The sequence below is a fragment of the Bacillus haikouensis genome, assembly GCF_013179555.1.
Lineage (GTDB): Bacteria > Bacillota > Bacilli > Bacillales > Bacillaceae_B > Rossellomorea > Rossellomorea haikouensis_A.
Genome location: NZ_JABMCR010000526.1, coordinates 1 through 1,415 on the forward strand (window position 1 = coordinate 1; position 1,415 = coordinate 1,415).

At 46.5% G+C, this 1,415-nt stretch carries 2 protein-coding genes; one reads left to right on the plus strand and one right to left on the minus strand.

Features of this window, described 5'->3' with window-relative positions; translation table 11 throughout:
- A partial coding sequence (locus HP456_RS23925) for a DUF4097 family beta strand repeat-containing protein (protein ID WP_172255673.1) occupies positions 1-313 on the plus strand: 313 nt, incomplete at its 5' end.
- A 260-nt stretch (positions 314-573) separates the two neighbouring features.
- Here HP456_RS23925 and HP456_RS23930 read toward each other — a convergent pair.
- The coding region (locus HP456_RS23930; RefSeq protein ID WP_172255675.1) for an FUSC family protein at positions 574-1,415 on the minus strand (842 nt) is incomplete at its 5' end.

The following is a 1,415-nucleotide window of genomic DNA, read 5'->3' on the forward strand; positions in this document are numbered from 1 at the left end:
CAGCTCAGGCGACATGGAGATCTCTAACTACGAAGGTCCGCTTAGCGGAGGCGTTTCTTCCGGAGGTCTATCGATCATGATGAAGAAGATGGCAGGAGACATCGATCTTGATGTCAGCTCGGGTGAAGTCAATCTCGATCTTCCTGATGATGCCGGGTTCACACTTGATGGACGTGTGAGCAGCGGGGAAGTCTCAACAAACTTTTCATTAACGGACAGGAAAGAGGACGATGGGGATCTCAGCGGAACGGCAGGTTCAGGTGAATATCAAGTGAAAGCTTCTGTTTCCAGCGGGAGTGTGGATATATATTAATGCAAAAGTGACAAACCTTTTATTTGGGGTTTGTCACTTTTTTGTACATTATACTTTAGGCTGAAACGGACCTCCCCCTTCAATCGGTTCTACATCATCACTGATGGAGTACTGTTTTCATTCACGGTATTCAGGATACCCACTTTTTCACTTGACATGATGCCGTCTTTAGATGTAGCTTCAATCCTTCTAATATTTTTCCGTTCGGTTCAATCAACGCATGGGGTTCAGACCCTTTAGGAAAAAAGAAGAAGACTGCATCAGCCTTCTCCTTTTTCTTCGGTGATTTCCGCTCCAATTTCCTTACCAATCGCAAGGATCGATTGGTTGATGCGCCAGACGTAATAGAGATGATGGATGACGTCTATTCGGGAGTGCAGCCTGCTCGGGGTAAGTTTCTCGATTTGTGAACGTTCTTCACTTAAACTCCACAGAGAGATGCGGCTTTCTTCCCCTTTCAGGAAGGTGCGCAGAGACTCGATATTTTGCGAGAGTTTATCTTCCGTTTCTTCAAATAACCCATATAACTGATCTGATACCTTTCCGTCCGCCTTTCTGTTAGCAGATGCCAGAAGGTGTTTCGCGTAATAATTGATGGCTGTCGTAACCGTCATCCATCTTCCGATACCGGAACGGGTGAGTGCGCCCGGTCTTTGAAGCAGGGACGCCGCCTCATCCTTTACCGCCTGCAGCTTCTGATCGAGGTCGAATGCCTGATCTGTAAATGAGACACGATCTGTCCTCATAAAGCTTTTCAAATAAACCGAAATATAGCTTTGGAGTTCGTTGAAAAAATCATCGAGCGCGTCCCCTACCTTATCCTTTGTTTTTTTCGGGAGAACAAGGGCGGACGCACTGAAAGCAATCACTGCTCCCGCAATCGTATCCAGCACTCTGGCCCCCATCAAATCAAGGCTGATCCCGCCTAATAATAAATCATACATGAACGCGATGAGCATCGTGATAAAGAGACTCATTAACGTATAAGAGACAGTAAACAAATACAGCGCCAGAAATAATACCAGGAACAGAAGGAAGACTTCAAGCTCGGACTGCCCCGATACAAGCTTGGCAGCTGCAAATCCGATCACCGCACCGATGA